This is a genomic window from Candidatus Merdisoma sp. JLR.KK006, assembly GCF_036941035.1.
Classification (GTDB): domain Bacteria; phylum Bacillota; class Clostridia; order Lachnospirales; family Lachnospiraceae; genus Laedolimicola.
In genome coordinates this window covers 48,914-64,724 of the sequence record NZ_JAYMNS010000004.1, presented here as the reverse complement: position 1 = coordinate 64,724, position 15,811 = coordinate 48,914, and the positions used below count along the sequence as shown (strand labels likewise).

Here is a 15,811-nt window from a genome sequence, read left to right as displayed (position 1 = left end):
TCTTTTTGAGACTATATGTGCATGAAAGGAAACTCCCTTGAAAAACTATTTTGATAAATTCCCCGATTCCTATGTAGAAAGCTCTCGGCGCATGATTCAGACTCCCAGCGCCTTTGCACGCTCTGCCCTCTATTATGTGCAGGAAACAGGTTATCTGAAACTAAAGGAAAGCCATCTTGCCCAACGTAAAAATCTGGATTCCTATCTGGTGGTTCTTGTCCTATCCGGAAGCGGTACACTTATGTACAAGGGAAACTCCTATTCTTTGCAAAAAGGCTCCTGCTTTTTTATTGACTGCATGGTTCCCTATTATCATCAGAGCAACAGTTCTGATCCTTGGGAACTAATCTGGGTTCATTTTAACGGATCCAGTTCAGAGAAATACTACCAGTATTTCTCCGCCAAAAGTGCCCCCGCTTTTCACCCCCAAACCTTTCCAGAACTTCAGGATTCTTTGGAACATCTGTTGGAGGTAAACACCGCCTCTGACCTCTCTGCTGAAATTTTTTCTTCACGGCTGATTGTGGATATTCTTTCCCTCCTGCTGCTTGATATTACTGAGCGCCATACCGAAAAGCACCCCGGACATCAAAAGATGTCCCAGATACGTCAGTATCTGGATGAACACTATACAGAAAAGTTTTCTCTGGATGCTCTGTCAGAACATTTTTTCATTAGCAAATATCATTTGTCCAGAGAGTTTCGCTCTCTCTATGGAATCACCCTGAATCACTACGTCATTGCCCGGCGTATTACGCTTGCTAAAAAGCTGCTCCGTTTTTCTGACTATACTCTGGAGCAAATTGCAGAAAACTGCGGCTTCTATGATTCCAGCTATCTCAATCGGCAATTTAAAAAGTCAGAAGGCATCAGCGCTTCTGACTTTCGTAAAAAGTGGATTAATTAAATTCTGTTTTTCTTTTTTCGCTTTTTCATCTGAAATATAACGCCTGCAAGGAACGGCAAACTGATTGCTGCAGCAATAGCAACACCTATAGCCCATTTCCATCGTTCCAACTTCATCCAGATTCGGCCATTCTTATTTACAATCTCTATCTGATAGGTTCTGGATACGCTGGTTCGGGCTATCTCATACATCTGGTTCTTAAGTTCCTCTGCTTGCGCTTTCCATGCTGCATAAGCAATATCCACATCCTCCTGTGTTGCGCTCCGTTCACCTAAAGTGGCTTTTCCCAAAACACTGCGGTATTCCGCAGAGCATTCCTGCCACTTCTGATTCAGCCCCTCTATCTCCTTTGCAGCAACCTGCCCCCAATTCCAGTCGCAAGCGGCCAAGTTCACTCCCTGTTCCAATGCTTCCCCTGTGAATTCTCCTATGGGAACATTATCCATATAAACTGTATACTTCTCACTGCTTTCCAGCCCTGTTACCTGAAGATTTTCCTGACTGATCCGGTTCATGATATCAAAATCCGCATCTGTCTGGGCAACTTCGCTGGAAATAGCCATAGGAAGACTGTAGGGATGGTATGCAAAGCTTACATAATCTCCCCTCCCTCTCCATTTTACCCTGCTCACCTTCGCATTGTCTGTCTGTACATCTCCTTTATCCAGAATCCGAACATCTGCCACTTCTTTTCCGGCTCCCTGCTGATATAAAAAGAAGAAGCCTGCCAGAATGCTTCCCTCTGCCTTTGGATGTATATTGTCATCCACAGTCAGGGTATCATCTGCATCCTTTTCCTGAAAAAGCTTTGTGGCCCGCAGCATAGGGGTGTGAAGATCCACATAATGTGTTCCAAGTTCCCGGGATAGCTGCTTAAGCTTTACGGTATATTCCAAAAGGATATTATCTACCGTCTCTTTCATCTCGCCATTTTCTTTGTAATTAGAACTTCTGGTTTGATCGTAGGGTGTAGGCGCTGCCAGAATCACATCCTCATTCTCGATTCCTCTGGCATTCAGCATCTCTGTTAATTTCCGTATATTCTGAATATATGTCTCTGTATCGCCTCCATCCTGAGCTTCGTTCATGCCAAACATAATCACAGCCTTTGTAATCCCGTCCAAGGCAGCATCATAAATTCCGCTTTCCCCATTGTAAAGCTCCAAAGCATGCTTTGCCGTATAATAACCAGTGCCGAGATTTCGAAGCTCCAACTCCCAATGGGGATAACGTGTAATATAATACTGATGCAAAAACTCAGGATAACTGATTCCGCTGTAGCTCACCTGGGTAATACTGTCACCCAAAAAACCTACTACATCACCGTCTTCAAAAAGAAATTCCTCGGCCGGCATAGACTCCTGATCTAATATTTCCTTAGAGAATCCTTTTTCAACAATACTCACTATATAATCCTGATCCGCTGCAGTCTGTACTTTTTCATGTATTTTTTCCCGCAACGCTCTATCTGCTTTCTGCCAATTCTTCCATGTTTCCTGAAGCTGTGCCCATGCTTCCTCAGTGTCTGTTTCCGCCGCTGTATATACAGCACTTCGATATTCCGCTGCAAGCTTGTGGCGCACCCGGCTTTTTTCATCTATCTCAACTGCAAGCTTCCGTAAAGGGTTTTCCTCCAGCACAGCCAAATTAATTCCTTCTAGCAATTCCTGGCCTGTAAAGTCCCCCAAGACATTGTCACCTATGGTCAATTCATAAGAAACTTCTTCGGAAAAGCCTTCCACATAAAGTACTTCTTTTCCAATTGCTTCTGCTGATGGAATCAGCCCCGTAAGCTCCTGAAACTCGTCTGCCGTAAACATCGGCAGACACTCCGGCTTCCAGCTCAGGCGCACGCCCTGTTCATTTCGGTAAAAATCCTCCAGGATTTCCACTGGCACTTCCGGAATCAAAAGCTCCGGCAGTTCCTCCACTGCCCCCTGAGCCTGAAGAATATAGTAAGCCATCACCATTTGACCAACTGCCTCCGGGTGAATGCAATCACCTATGGTCAGAGTATTTTTTCCGTCCTCTTTCTGAAGCTCTACTGACAATTCTTTCATAGGTGTATGAAGATCTGCATAACAGACCTTCCACTCTTCTGCTTTTACCTCCAGCTGTTCTGTAAATGCAGTCAGCCTGTCATCACTTCTCTGATAAGGATAGCCGTTTTTATCATAATTAAGCGCACATGTCTGATCGTAGGGTGTCGGTGCAAGAATCAGTATATCCTCACCCTTCAGTCCATCTGCTTTTAAGCGTTCAATCAATTTCTCCATATCAGCAATATATGCTTCTACAGAGATCTCCTGTATTGCTTCATTCATTCCCAAAAGAATGACTGCCTGATTAAGCCCCTGAAACGCCGGATCTCTGTCATAGATATCCAGCACATCCTGGACGGTACAGCTCGCCGTTCCCAGATTACGAAATTCAATCTCTCTGTCGGGAAAACGACTCAGATAGTACTGATAAAGGAATTCCATATAATTAATACTCGTATACTCCGCATGGGTTATGCTGTCACCAATAAATCCTACCACATCCCCATCCTCAAAAAATGATTCCTCTGCTTTTATCTCATCGTTATTTTTTTCTCCAGCTGCAAAAATCTCTTTTTTTGAGCAGAGAAAAAGGATACATGCCAAGGCAAAACCATATGCCTTCCATTTTTTCATAAAGCTCCTCTCTTTTATCCATAACCACCCTCACCTTTGTCTGAAAACATCTCCCCTTTCCATCGCTTTACATAACTTTTAATGTTTTTCAGTATAACGAAAAAAGGGATATGCCGCAAGGCATATCCCAAAAAGATCAGAAATCTTAAGAATCTAATCCGTTTTTGTTAAGATTTTTTCGATTATTCTACTACAACTCCCTTTTGAAGCATAATGTTGGCGTACAGCGCTTTCTCACTGGTAGCAATAATAGCATATGCTGTCTTTGCCTCATCATAGAATGCAAATCGCTCAATATTGCCTACACAAGCTGCCCCACGCTTATCATACTTCGCAATAATATCCTTATATGTATCCCAGATAGGTGTCTCCACATCATCTCCAGGCACTACCTCCATCAAGTTTACCGGCTTTTCTACATAAGTGTCTAATGGGAAAAGCTTTAAGACAGCATCCAAAAGTTCCGGTACGCCATGACCGTCACAGCGAATCACAATGGCATCCTTTCCCATAGATTCTGCCGGGAAATTGCCATCTGAGATCACCAGCCGATCTCCATGCCCCATCTCGCACAAAACCATCAAAAGCTCCGGTGATAAAATTTGCGGAATTCCTTTTAGCATAAATATACCTCCATATTATTATATTTTCAAGCAGTCCCTTTGTGCTGCCTGTATAGTACGAAGAAAGGGCACACCGCAAGGTGTACCCCCTCTTCTACAAACTCTCTTTATTTGCCGTAAAGGTTATCCCAGATTGCAGGATCCTCAATGTTCTCAGCGGTGTACCACTGGCATCCGGTGTCAATGTCTGCCACTGACTCGCCATTTGCTGCTGCATACAGGCTTTCAACAAGCTTCTCGCCCATCTGTACAGGAGCCTGAGTAATAGCGCCAAGAAGAACTCCGTTCTTTACAGCTTCAATCTGAGCTGCACCAGAGTCGAATCCGGCTGCAACAACCTGATCTGCACCAGTTCCGATCTCGCTGTGATTCTCAGCTGCGGAAACGATAGCATTTGCAGAGTGCTCATTGGAACCGTACAGTGCAAGGATTCCGTCCTCACCAAGGAGAGAGTTAACGTCTGCAAGAGATGCATCGGAAGTAACCTGTGCAGGAACACGAACGTCGATAATAACATTTGCGCCATCAGTCTTCTCACACTTGGAATCGCTGATGTACTTCTCATTACCAACAACGGTTGCCGTATGTCCGTCAGCTACTGCCAACTCAGCAAACTTGTCAATAAAGCCAAGACCTCTGTTTACAACGGACTCGGAAGTAGCATCCTGAGCTACAACGCCGATACGAACAGTACCATCGATACGATCTTTAACAGCCTTGTAAACTTCCTCTGCCGCTACGGCACCTGCTGCATAGTTATCTGTGGAGCAGTTTGCCAATACGGATCCTTCCGGAGCACCTGGAACACCAGAGTCAAATCCGATTACCGGAATGCCCTTGTCGAGACATGTCTGAAGCTGGCCCTTTACGGACTCTGTATCCAGTGCAGCCAGACCGATTGCGGTTGGGTTTGCATTCAGAGCGTTCTCCAGCTGCTGTACCTGCTGGTCAATGTTGGACTCACTGTCCGGACCTACGAAGTTAACAGTTACACCAAGCTCTGCTGCCTTGCTCTCAACACCCTGCTTAACTGCCTGCCAGTACTCATGCTGTAATCCCTTGGATACGATCTCAAAAGACATGCTGCCTGCATCTGCTGCAGGTGTATCTGTGGGCTCATCACTCTCTGCGGGTGCCTCGGTCTCTGCCGGAGCTTCTGTCTCTGCAGGTGCTGCAGGATCCTCAGCCTTGCCGCCACAGCCGCTTAACAGGGTTGCTACCATTGCTACGGAGAGCAATGCTGCTAAAACTTTCTTTTTCATGTTTTAAGTTCCTCCTTTTATTTTTCTCCTTTTTGGAGCATTTCTATGTAAACTGCTTATGCAGTAAACACCTATGCAAGTTTCTTATTCTTCAATACATCAATATAAACGGCTATAATCAATACCAGACCGATAATAATCTGCTGCCAATTTGCCTGGAGTCCTATCATGGGTAATCCGGTCTGCAATACGGACATCAGGAACACACCGATAATAGTCCCCGATATGGTTCCCGCACCTCCGCTCATGGAGGTTCCTCCAATGATGGCTCCGCCGATGGCATTCAACTCGATTCCGCCGCCGCCGCCGGGTATCATAGACTGGAATGCGGAACTATAAGCCAAAGCCGCCAGTCCGGTAAAAACTCCGGAGATAATATAAGCCAATGTCTGATACTTTGCCACATTCACACCGGAAAGTCTCGTAGCTTCTTTATTGCTTCCAATAGCGATGATATAGCGCCCCGGCCTGGTCTTGTTCAAGAAGATACTCATAACAACTGCCAGAATCAGCACCCATAAGAATCCTATGGGAACTTTTGTTCCGCCCATATCCATCTTAAAGATCTTACGGGTCCAGCCATTGGGCGAACTGGATGACGGCCAGGTAACACTTGCATTGCTGGTCACGATGGCTCCCATGCCTCTCACAATCATCATGGTACAAAGTGTTGCCAGGAAAGGAGCATGGCCACCCTTGGAAACGATCAGGCCGTTTATGGTTCCCACCAGCAGGCCACACAGCACTGTTACGATGATTCCCACAATAACCGGCATGTTTTTCTGAGTAATCAGATAACCTCCCACCAATGCATAACAAAACATTCCTGTTCCAATGGAAAGGTCTACACCGCCGGTAATCAGGCAGAACGTAACTCCAATCCCCAGAAAAGCCAGATAATAGGTACAGTCCATAATACTCAAAAGTGTTGAATACTGGCGGAATGCGGAGCTTGCGGTGCTAAAGAAGATAAGCATGGCAAGCAGCACGAGTACAACTACAATCTTCTGTACCCCGATGGCCCTTACAAGCGGATTGTCTGTAAAAGCATTTCCTTTTTTCTTCTCTGTCATGATTTCTCCCCTCCTAATCCCTAAGCGTCGCCGCATGCATGATTCGTTCCTGCGTAGCCTCTGAAATATCCAGCTCACCGGTTTTTCTGCCCTCACACATAACCACGATCCGGTCACTCATTCGCAAAATCTCCGTCATCTCTGATGAAATCATGATAACAGACTTGCCCTGAGCCACCAGTTCATTCATCAACTGATAAATCTCGCTCTTGGCTCCTACGTCAATACCCCGGGTAGGTTCATCGAAAATCAGAATATCACAGTTCCTTACCAGCCATTTGGCAATAACCACTTTCTGCTGATTTCCTCCGGAAAGATTCACTACTAGTTGATCTACGCCAGGTGTCTTTGTCTTAAGTGTCTCTACATACTGCTGAGCCACCTGATTTTCTTTCTTCTTATCAATAAAGGCACCTTTCATAAAATTCTCAAGACTGGCCATGGTAGAATTCTCTGCGATTGTTTTTGCCACTACAATTCCATATCGTTTTCTATCCTCTGACAGATAGCCAATGCCACATTTTACCGCATCCTGGGGAGTCTTTATGTCTACTTTTTGTCCGTTTACATAAATATCTCCGCTTTCCTTGGGATCTGCTCCAAACAAAGCCCTTGCCGTCTCGGTTCTGCCTGCTCCCATCAATCCGGAAAAACCTAAGATTTCTCCTTTTCTCAGTTCAAAACTTACATCCCGAACCATCCTGCCTGCATTCAGGTGCTCTACCTTTAGTACAATAGGCGCATCCTTGGGAACGGCGCTCTCTGTCTTGGGATCCTCATAAATTACACGGCCTACCATCATATTGATGATATCATCCTTGGTGGAATCCTTCGTAATCAGGGTTCCTACGTAACCGCCGTCACGCATAACCGTTACCCGATCCGTAATGACTTTAATCTCGTCCATACGATGGGAAATATATACGATACCCATCTGCTTATCCCGCAGATCCCGGATAATCTTGAATAACTCTTCAATCTCTGCCTCTGTCAATGCCGCAGAGGGCTCATCAAAAATAATAACCTTCGCCTCGTGGGAGATAGCCTTTGCAATCTCGCACATCTGCTGCTTTCCGACCGTCAGACGGCTCATGGTTTCTTTCGGATCTATATCAATGCCAAGCTGATCAAAAAGCTTTTTTGCTTCTTCATTCATTTTCTTGTCATCAATGAGTTTGCCGTTCATAATCTCCCGGCCGATAAAGATGTTCTGAGCCACTGTCAGGTGTCCCATCATATTCAGCTCCTGATGCACAATCACAATTCCCGCATCCTGAGCCTCTCTCGGGTTGGAAAACTCCACTTCCCTTCCCTCATAGGTAATCGTACCCTCGTCCTTGGTGTAAATGCCGGTCAGCACTTTCATAAGAGTTGACTTTCCGGCTCCATTCTCGCCCATCAGCGCATGTACTTCGCCTTTTCTGACCTCCAGGTCCACATGATCCAGCGCATGTACTCCGGGGAACGATTTATCGATGCCTTTCATGGTTAAAATTACGTCGCCCATTTTTCCTCCCCCTCTCGCCTAATTGCGTCTGCTTCTGCTGCGCAGGTCTGCATATACTACCGTCAGAACGATAAGTCCGGTAATTATGTACTGGTAATTGATCTGGAAGCCCATGGCCATAATCCCCTCCTGCAGAAGTGCAATAATCAGTACTCCAATAAGAGTTCCTCCAATGGAAGCCACACCTCCGGTCATAGATGTTCCTCCCATTACGCATCCGGCAATAGCCTCGTTATTAAACGTATCACCAAGGCCCGGAAGAACCGTAGTGTTCTTAGCCACATAGAAGATAGCCGCCATTCCAGCCAGTGTTCCGCAGATAATATATGCCAGCGTTTCCCACCGCTTGGTATTCACGCCGGACAGTCTTACGGCTTCCCGATTGCTGCCGATACAAAGGATATACCGCCCTGCCATGGTCTTATTCAAAATGACAGCACAGATAACGGCTGCCAGAAGCAGAATAAACAGTCCTGTGGGAATCTCCGTAGTTCCCACTTTCATGCCTACCAGGTTCCGGAACCAACCATTGGCATCTCCTGCCTGGGGCCAGCTTACGGACTGTGTCTTTGTAAATACGGATCCGATTCCTTTTGCAAGCATCATGCTTGCCATGGAAGTAATAAATGACGGCAGCCCCGCATAAGATACCAGAACGCCGTTAAGCACTCCAAAAGCCGTTCCTACAAGGATGCACAGAATCAGGCATATAATCAGCGGCCATCCCCTGGAGGTCAAAAGATATCCCGAAATCAGGGCTCCGCAAAACATTACCGGGCCAATGGAAAAATCAATTCCTCCCGTAGCAATAACAAAGGTTACCCCCAAAGATAAGAAGCCCATGAAATAAGCATATTTCAATAAGCTGACGATACGGGCAAAACTCACGAAGTTTGCATTTGCCTTTACCATCGGTGTGATGAGCGCAAACAGGAGATACAGCAGCACCATAACACATAACAGTACCACCCTGTTAAACCCAATCTTTTTTACGATTGCATTCTGTTTAATTTTTTCCACCTTTTTCCCTCCAGTACCCCCGTAGAGAAGGCGACGAAAACGCCTTGTCTGCTCGTTGAATTTATGTCTATTATATGTCCAAATTATGAATAAAGTAATAGAAAATCCTTTTGGAATAGGTGAATATTTTACGAAAAAAAGTTCATCAATCTCTTTTGCTCAAGATTGATGAACTTTTTCCCCGGTTTTAATTGGAAAATTTATAATCCTTTCGTACTCTTACCGAAAAACGGAAACAGTAATTTTTGATTTTCTTCCGTATACATATTCTCTTTTGTAATCAGCTCCGAGCCCGAATCCACATAAGACTCCACTTCTTTTCCTCTTGCCGCCCGTACCGCCGTTTCTATTCCCAGATATCCCATATTAAAGGGCTTCTGTATCACAATAGCATCAAACACTCCCTCCTCCAAGAGCCGAATCTCTTCAATGGAGCTGTCAAAGCCTGCCATATGGCAGTTTTCGGAACGCCCCATATCCTTTACCGCCCTGGCAGCCCCCACTGCCGAATATTCATTCAAGCCCACAATCAGATTCATGTCCGGATAATGTTCAAGCAGGCTGCAGGTTAACTCATAAGCCTTATCCGAAGAAGAATCGCAAAATACCACCTCTGCAATCTGCTTCTGGGCATCCTTTAACCCGGCCCGAAAACCACTTTCCCTCTCCGTCGCTGTGGAAGTCCCTTTTACATGTCCCACAACCCCAATCAGGGTATCCGCATCCACAAATTGGCTCATATATGACCCCATTTTATAACCGGCTTCAAAATTATCCGTAGCAATCAGAGATACTCCCATTTCTTTTTCCATGGTGGAATCCATAAGCACCAGCGTAATTCCTGCCGCTTCAATCTGCTCTGCGTAAGGTATGGTTTCCTCAAAGCTGCTGGGCGTAAGAGCAATTGCATCCGGTTTTTGTTCAATAGCCTCCAGGATCATCTGATGCTGAAGCTGTGAGTCACTCTCCTGTCTGGGTCCCATTACGGTCAGCTCCACGCCCAGTTCATCTGCCGCCATATGCCCGCCCTCGTATATGCAGGTCCAGAAGTCCGTATCATCCACCGCTTTCTGGATCAATACGATCTGCAGGGGCTCTGAACTATAATTCTGTCTTTGCAGATACCATCCTCCCGAAACCAGCGTAGCAGCAAGCAAAACTCCCGCAAGCAAAAGCCTTTGTTTATGATTCCTCATCGCTTCCCTCCTCCTTTCCAAAGGGAAGTGTTATGGCCGCCTCCGTTCCCTTTCCCGGACTGCTCTTAAAGCTAATTCCATAATCTTCTCCGTAATAAATCTGTATCCTCTCATTAACATTGTTGAGCCCCACTCCGTTAGAACGGGTGTCTCTGGTATGCTTCTCAAAAATATGAGCCAGAGTTTCCGAATCCATTCCTTTTCCGTCATCCCGCACCCGGAGAATCATATGCTCCCCCTCCCGAAATCCCTCGATCCGAACCATTCCCTTTCCCTCTTTATACTTAATCCCATGATAGATGGCATTTTCTACCAAAGGTTGCAGAATCAGTTTAATCACATTTTCCTGCAGAATCTCTGGTTCTACCTGAATCTCATATTCCAGCTTATCCTTGTAACGCATTTTCTGAATGGTCAGATAGGTTTCTGTGTATTCTACCTCTTCGGCCACGGTTACCGTCTCCTGCTCATTGCTGATGCTCCGGCGCAGAAGCTTTGCCAGAGAGGAAGTCATACGCACTACTTCCTGATTCTTTCCCCACTCAGCCATCCAGATAATAGAGTCCAGAGTATTATACAGAAAATGAGGATTGATCTGAGATTGGAGGGCCTTAAGCTCTGATTTCCGCTTGATCTGCTGCTCCTGATCTCTCTGCTCTATCAGATTTTGAATTTCCTCTGTCATCATATTGAAGTTACGGCTCAAATGCCCTATCTCATTCTCTTCCCGAACTGCCAGCGCCGCATGGGCAAAATTGCCCTTTTCCACTTCTTTCATGGATTTTTCCAGCGCCTTGATCGGCTTTGTTATTTCATCCGACAAAAGGTAGGCAAGAACAAGAGCTGCCATGAACAGCGCAAGAGCAATAAGCAGATAAATCTTCCTTGCTTCCTCCGCCCGCCGCATCAGTTCTGATACCATGGAAACCCCCACTACAATCCATCCGGTCCGTTCGGATCTGGAGATCGTATACAGACGCCCGTCCTTTGTCAAAAAGGATGACTCCTTTGACTGCATTACCTCATCAATCAACTCCTTTTTCATACCGCTGTAAATAAGCTGCTGCTGAGGATGGTATACAATTCCCCCATTTTCATCCAAAATATAAATATAGCCCCGGTTTCCCAGACTGATCCGTTCGCAAAGATCGCTGATAGCGCTGTAGTTCAGATCTACAAAAAATACACCCCCGGCCTCCGGATCCTCTGTTCTGGAAATATTGCGGCTTAAGGTTACCACCCAGTCATAGCTTCCGTATATGGCGTTTTGCACATGGGAGGAAGAAATCACTGTTTTTTCTCCTGCTGCCACAGCTGCCTGATACCAGGTAAGCTCCGAAACATCAATGTAAGGATTCAATCTTGCTCTTCCCTGATTAATCAAAGCCTCCCCGTTTCTGGAAAGAAGCGCAATATTTACAATATCGCTTCGAGTATCCGTAATCGTTTTAAAAACTCCCAGAATCCGTTCTGGAATCTCTTCCTCCCTTTCCCTAGAAAGCTCCCGCCCGAACAGGTAATCCCACACATCGGAATTATCTGCTACAATCAGGGAAATATTCTCCATATAGCCAATGTAAGAATCTATATCATTGTTCACCTGTCCAATTAACTGAGACGTGTATTCCGTAGAGTTTTCCAGCACGGCTTCCCGGGTAAAATTTAAAGAAAGAAGAAGAAATACCATCAGGGCAAATACAATCAGCACGGCAAAAGAAAAGATAATGGAGGTTCGAATACTGCGGAAGCGCATGAGCAAATTCTTTTTCATCCTGTTCGTTTCTCCTTGGCGTATTCGGTAGGTGTTCTGCCTGTAGCCTTTTTAAAAGCAATGCTGAAATAGTGAGGATCTGAAAAACCCACCTCACGGGCAACCTCATAAGTCTTCATAGAAGTATTCTCCAGAAGCTTCTTCGCCTCCTCCATGCGCTTCTTTGTCAGGGCTTCAATAAACGTCTCCCCCGTACAGCTTTTAAAAAGTGTGCTGAAATAGCTGGTACTGATAGCCAGATGGCTGCACACGGAATTCAAGTTCACCTCTGAATTCATATAATTGTCCTTAATATAATCCAAAGCCATCAGGGCCTGCTTCTTACCATAGCTGTCTCTCTGCTCTCCCAGAAGCTTGGAAATATGGATACAGATAGCCGTCACATCTGCCGCCATATCTGTCAAATGCTCATAATCATAGATCCTGTTTAAGAATGTCTTTTCTTCTTCTACAATTATGCATTCCTTTTCCTTTATAAGATTTGCCGTGCCAATAATAGTCAAAAGAAGATTCTGCATATAGATAATAGAACGGTTGCGGTTTACATAGGAGTCACGAATTTCCTGGGCAAATTCCCGGATCCGTTCCTCTATGGCCTCCTCATTTCCGCTTTTTACCTCCTGCACTACCTGCTCCGCCCATTTTGACACATCAATAGACATATTGCTTTTCGGATCTTCTAAAAGTTCCTGCTGCAGAATCCGGCCTCCTCCCATCAAAAACTTCTGTTTCATGGCCTCCCTGGCGCTCTCATAGGATTGATACAGGCGCCGGACATCCGAGACCGTCTGCCCTACGCCAACCGTGGTCTCAATTAAGAGCAGATTCCCGATGGTTTTCTGAATTTCCTTAAGCGTCTCGTCTGCCTGCCGGCCCAGCTGCTCCTCCGTGTCGCCGCAGAAAATAATAACGGTCTTTTCCTCCATATTCTGAAAAGCCACTCCCAGCTTCCGCCGCTCAATTAATTCCTGAGTAATGTTGCAGATAGCAAAAAGCGCCAGCTCGTCCCGAACATCCTTGTACTGGTTTAAAAAGGGTGATAAGTCATCTCCCTCCACAATAGCCGTATTAAAAAAACAGCCTGTCAAAGAAATCTCCAGCTCCGCCATTTTCTCGTCAAGGCCGCCGGACCGCTCATTTCCCTTAAGAAGACTGTTTAAAAAGCGTCCTCGCAAAAAGGGCCTATTACTGATATAGGCCCCCTGCAATTTTTTCAATGTTCTGGTTTTTTCACATTTTTCATCCAGGCTTTCTTTCGCCCGAAGAAGAACTTCTGTAAGCTCTGCCGGTGTAATGGGCTTTAAAATATACTCCATTACCTGATAGCGCACCGCCTGCTTTGCATATTCAAATTCATCATAGCCGCTGATGATGACGGTTTTGGTATCGGGATGATTTTCGTGAACATAACGAGCCAGTTCAATTCCATCCACATAAGGCATACAGATATCCGTCAGCAAAAGTTCCGGCGGTGTCCGCCTTATCTGATCCATGGCTTCCCTGCCGTTCTCGCAGCTTGCTATCAGTTCAAAACCCAGCTCCTCCCAAGGGATGTTTTCACTAATCGCCTCCCGTATCAGCGCTTCATCATCTACCAGCAGTGCTTTATACATAACCTGCATTCTCCTCAAATATGTCTTTAGCCAAACAGCTTATTAAAGAAACCGACTATCGCATCAAAAAACCGGGTAATAAAGTTTCCCACCTGTTCCGTGTCGATATTATCCAGATCCAGTCCCATTCCTTTCAGCTTTTCATACAGTTCTCCGGCCTGCCTTGCCAGCGCATCCACATCCAGATCCAGCTTACTGATCTTATTCATAAGCTTGATCAGCTCCGCCACCTGCTCGTCTGTCAGCTCAATGTTAAATTCCTTCATGGCATTGCGGATGATTCGCTCAATATCCTCATCCGACTCTATATGCTCTTCTGCAATCTGCTGCTTGATATAGGCAATAATATCAGATGCCGCTTCCGAGTCACCCAGTATATCACCCAGATCTCCTGTTACGACAATCTCATTTACCGCCGTTTCCAGAGCTTCCTCACCTACCGTCTCACCGGTCATTTCTTCATAGCCCTTTACCGCACCAATAAGCGCAGCCGTTCCTGACAGGTTGGTAGGACCTGCCACATAGACATCAGCATCCTTAAGTCCTGCCGTAATCAGGGCATTCCGGTACATATCTATGGTGCAGTAACTGATATTGTAGGTAGTAACGTTCAGTCCTGATCCTTCTGCCGCCGGACGGATCAGCACAGAAGACAGCGCTTTCGTTCCTATGACGCTTGAACCCAAATATTGATCCAAATACTGATGCTCCTGTTCATTCGTCACGTAGATTACTTTATAATTGTCCAATTCCGCCGGATCTACTCCCAACAGATTTAGTACAACTGCTTTCTGGTCTTCACTCAGGTTTGCCCCCAATGCCAGAATCGGCGTGTCATCCTCTGCCGCAAAGGCTGTAATTCCGGTTGTAACCAACATTACCATGGCTAGTACCAGAGATAAAAGTCTCTTTTTCATTTTTTACTCCTCCTTTTTAAGTTGCTACGCAACAGTACTAAAGTGTAAAGTCCCTTCAGCACACACCTAATGAGAGAAACTTTCATTCGAAAAGAAACTCATGAAAGTTTCTCTCGTGTGCCTTTGCGACTTTACGGTCAAGCTAAAAAAATTTATCATTATCACTTAACATTTCTTAGCTGGACTTTTTTCTACGGGGATGTGCCAAACACTTTTCCAGCCATGCATAAATATCCTCATACACCGTTTCTCTGTCAGTCTCATTGAGAATCTCATGTCTGTCGGTTTCATAAATAATCTTTGTCACATCCTGCATTCCTATAGCTTCAAAAATGCATTTTACCTGTTCCACGCCTTTCCCAAAGTTTCCCACCGGATCGTCTCCGCCTGCCGTAAACAGTATCGGCAGATCCTTTGGCATCTTTCTCAGATTCTCATCCTTTGACGCCGCTTCTATACTGGTAAACAGATTATAATAACCATTTATGGTGAATCGGAAAGTACAGCGCTCGTCTGCCAGGCAGCGATCTACAAGCTCTTCATCCTTTGTAAGCCAGTCCCGGCCTGTCCTTGCCGGTCTGAAGTGTTTATTATAACCGCCAAAGGCTAACATGTCAACAAACAGGCTCCGGTAATGCCATCCAAATATTGCCGCCATACCCCTGCAAAGTACTTTGCCCAGCTTTAAAAGGGACAGCGGCTGTGTGCCTGTTCCCATAATTACCGCTCCGTCCAGCTCTTTTCCCCGAAGGCATAGATATTGCCGCAGAAGAAACGAACCCATGCTGTGCCCCAAAATATAATAAGGCACATCCGGATATCGCTTTTCTGTTATCCGCTTTAGATGGTGAACATCCGCAAGCACGGCAGTATTTCCATTCTTTTCACTGAAAAAGCCGTAATCCTTTTTTGATACAATGGATGCGCCATGGCCCAAATGATCGTTTCCCACTACCACAAAGCCGCGTTCCGTTAAAAACTCTGCAAATTCCTCATAACGGCCGATAAATTCGATCATTCCATGAAAAATCTGCAGGACCCCTGTAATCGTCCCCTGCTCCGGGCTCCACTCCACAGCATGGATTTTAGTTCTTCCGTCTCTGGAGTTAAAAGTGAATTCCCGTTTTTTGGCCATAGTTACTCCTTTTCCTAATCTGCACATGCTTCTTGTACATAAAAAGATATTGATTTGATGATACAGCAATAGTATATCATGAATCTTAAAGAAAATCTGAATATTTTATAAA

Annotated in this window: 12 protein-coding genes; 1 reads left to right on the top strand and 11 read right to left on the bottom strand. The window is 45.4% G+C overall.

Going from position 1 to position 15,811, the window contains the following annotated elements; all coding sequences use genetic code 11:
• The first annotated feature begins 37 nt into the window (after positions 1-37).
• The gene (locus VSQ61_RS04750) at positions 38-907 is read left to right on the top strand and encodes an AraC family transcriptional regulator (RefSeq protein ID WP_334343298.1); all 870 of its coding nucleotides are present in this window, start codon (positions 38-40) and stop codon (positions 905-907) included.
• Here the strand turns inward: VSQ61_RS04750 and VSQ61_RS04745 are convergent.
• From VSQ61_RS04745 to VSQ61_RS04695, 11 genes are all read right to left on the bottom strand, one after another.
• Positions 904-3,582: a GDSL-type esterase/lipase family protein gene (locus VSQ61_RS04745; protein ID WP_334343297.1), complete on the bottom strand. Its 2,679-nt coding sequence runs from the start codon at positions 3,580-3,582 to the stop codon at positions 904-906. The genes VSQ61_RS04750 and VSQ61_RS04745 overlap by 4 nt on opposite strands.
• A 182-nt stretch (positions 3,583-3,764) precedes the next feature.
• Positions 3,765-4,205 (bottom strand): RbsD/FucU family protein, encoded by a 441-nt coding sequence (locus VSQ61_RS04740; protein WP_334343296.1) that lies wholly within the window; start codon positions 4,203-4,205, stop codon positions 3,765-3,767.
• A gap of 107 nt (positions 4,206-4,312) precedes the next feature.
• Positions 4,313-5,467: a substrate-binding domain-containing protein gene (locus VSQ61_RS04735; RefSeq protein ID WP_334343295.1), complete on the bottom strand. Its 1,155-nt coding sequence runs from the start codon at positions 5,465-5,467 to the stop codon at positions 4,313-4,315.
• A gap of 71 nt (positions 5,468-5,538) precedes the next feature.
• The gene (locus tag VSQ61_RS04730) at positions 5,539-6,540 is read right to left on the bottom strand and encodes an ABC transporter permease (RefSeq protein WP_334343293.1); all 1,002 of its coding nucleotides are present in this window, start codon (positions 6,538-6,540) and stop codon (positions 5,539-5,541) included.
• Between the two features lie 13 nt (positions 6,541-6,553).
• Positions 6,554-8,047: a sugar ABC transporter ATP-binding protein gene (locus VSQ61_RS04725; protein WP_334343292.1), complete on the bottom strand. Its 1,494-nt coding sequence runs from the start codon at positions 8,045-8,047 to the stop codon at positions 6,554-6,556.
• Between the two features lie 18 nt (positions 8,048-8,065).
• The gene (locus VSQ61_RS04720; RefSeq protein WP_334343291.1) at positions 8,066-9,067 is read right to left on the bottom strand and encodes an ABC transporter permease; all 1,002 of its coding nucleotides are present in this window, start codon (positions 9,065-9,067) and stop codon (positions 8,066-8,068) included.
• A 200-nt stretch (positions 9,068-9,267) separates the two neighbouring features.
• The gene (locus VSQ61_RS04715) at positions 9,268-10,263 is read right to left on the bottom strand and encodes a substrate-binding domain-containing protein (protein ID WP_334343290.1); all 996 of its coding nucleotides are present in this window, start codon (positions 10,261-10,263) and stop codon (positions 9,268-9,270) included.
• Entirely contained in the window at positions 10,250-12,034 is a 1,785-nt protein-coding gene (locus tag VSQ61_RS04710) for a cache domain-containing sensor histidine kinase (RefSeq protein WP_334343289.1), read from the bottom strand. The genes VSQ61_RS04715 and VSQ61_RS04710 overlap by 14 nt, the downstream gene beginning before the upstream one ends.
• The gene (locus VSQ61_RS04705; protein WP_334343288.1) at positions 12,031-13,647 is read right to left on the bottom strand and encodes a response regulator; all 1,617 of its coding nucleotides are present in this window, start codon (positions 13,645-13,647) and stop codon (positions 12,031-12,033) included. Before VSQ61_RS04705 ends, VSQ61_RS04710 begins: the two co-directional genes overlap by 4 nt.
• Positions 13,648-13,673: 26 nt before the next feature.
• Entirely contained in the window at positions 13,674-14,564 is an 891-nt protein-coding gene (locus tag VSQ61_RS04700) for a DUF1002 domain-containing protein (RefSeq protein ID WP_334343287.1), read from the bottom strand.
• Between the two features lie 175 nt (positions 14,565-14,739).
• A complete protein-coding gene (locus VSQ61_RS04695) occupies positions 14,740-15,699 on the bottom strand; it encodes an alpha/beta fold hydrolase (RefSeq protein WP_334343286.1) in 960 nt (319 codons plus the stop codon).
• Between the last annotated feature and the right edge of the window lie 112 nt (positions 15,700-15,811).

Coding starts and splice junctions, on each gene's coding strand:
- VSQ61_RS04735 (WP_334343295.1), bottom strand. CDS start 5,467: ATGAAAAAGAAAGTTTTAGCAGCATTGCTCTCCGTAGCAATGGTAGCA.
- VSQ61_RS04710 (WP_334343289.1), bottom strand. CDS start 12,034: ATGAAAAAGAATTTGCTCATGCGCTTCCGCAGTATTCGAACCTCCATT.
- VSQ61_RS04745 (WP_334343297.1), bottom strand. CDS start 3,582: ATGAAAAAATGGAAGGCATATGGTTTTGCCTTGGCATGTATCCTTTTT.
- VSQ61_RS04700 (WP_334343287.1), bottom strand. CDS start 14,564: ATGAAAAAGAGACTTTTATCTCTGGTACTAGCCATGGTAATGTTGGTT.
- VSQ61_RS04725 (WP_334343292.1), bottom strand. CDS start 8,047: ATGGGCGACGTAATTTTAACCATGAAAGGCATCGATAAATCGTTCCCC.
- VSQ61_RS04695 (WP_334343286.1), bottom strand. CDS start 15,699: ATGGCCAAAAAACGGGAATTCACTTTTAACTCCAGAGACGGAAGAACT.
- VSQ61_RS04730 (WP_334343293.1), bottom strand. CDS start 6,540: ATGACAGAGAAGAAAAAAGGAAATGCTTTTACAGACAATCCGCTTGTA.
- VSQ61_RS04705 (WP_334343288.1), bottom strand. CDS start 13,647: ATGTATAAAGCACTGCTGGTAGATGATGAAGCGCTGATACGGGAGGCG.
- VSQ61_RS04740 (WP_334343296.1), bottom strand. CDS start 4,205: ATGCTAAAAGGAATTCCGCAAATTTTATCACCGGAGCTTTTGATGGTT.
- VSQ61_RS04715 (WP_334343290.1), bottom strand. CDS start 10,263: ATGAGGAATCATAAACAAAGGCTTTTGCTTGCGGGAGTTTTGCTTGCT.